Origin of the sequence: Campylobacter volucris, assembly GCF_008011665.1 — a bacterium.
In the GTDB taxonomy this organism is placed as follows: Bacteria; Campylobacterota; Campylobacteria; order Campylobacterales; family Campylobacteraceae; genus Campylobacter_D; species Campylobacter_D volucris_A.
In genome coordinates this window covers 1-784 of sequence record NZ_VOWJ01000015.1, presented here as the reverse complement: position 1 = coordinate 784, position 784 = coordinate 1, and the positions used below count along the sequence as shown (strand labels likewise).

The following is a 784-nucleotide window of genomic DNA, read 5'->3' as shown; positions in this document are numbered from 1 at the left end:
GATAATAATAATGATTTTTCTATTTTAGATTATTTATTTGATGAGTATGGTTTAAGTTTAAAAGATCCTAAATATAACTTTGCTTTTCATGATATGAAATATATCAAAGAAGCTAATGATAAATACATCTTAATGAAAGAAGTAGAAGATGATCCTTGTATTTATCAAAACGCTCTAATCTATGATTATATACTCAATGCTGATAATCCAAATTCTCAAATCATACAGTATCTAGTCAATCGTGGAGCTAAATTTGAAGTGCATGATGAGGGATATTCCGGTAGGACTCCTATGCATTTTTGGGCTAGACAAAATAATTATGAATTATTAGAACTAGCTATTAAAGGAGGAGCTAATGTAGATATGCAAACCTTGCTTGATCCAAAAAGCGAATACAATGAAACCCTTTTATTTGAAGCTGTAAAAGAAGCAGAAACTTATAAGGTTACACAGCTTTTAATCGAACTTGGAGCTAATGTAAATTTTATCACCCCAACATCTCCTTTAGATAATGCAAAAGGATCTAGAAATAAAAAGCTTTTAAAAGATGCAGGAGCAATGACTTCAGCTCAACTTGACAAAAAATACAATATATACTGGGATAGTGAAGAGTGCGAAAAAGATGAAAGCTATATGGAAAAATATTGTAAATTACTAAACGATGCTATAAAAAAGGCTAAGGAAAATGGGTAAAGGGATAAAAATTGACTTTAGCTAAAACAAATTATAAGGAGAGATAATGAAAAATAAAAAATTATTGGATGATGAATATATACAAAAGGTA

1 protein-coding gene is annotated in these 784 nt (G+C 29.1%); it reads left to right on the top strand.

Annotated features, from left to right (window positions below; translation table 11 throughout):
• The coding region (locus tag FPD38_RS02520; protein ID WP_147555225.1) for an ankyrin repeat domain-containing protein at positions 1–693 on the top strand (693 nt) is incomplete at its 5' end.
• Positions 694–784 lie beyond the last annotated feature (91 nt).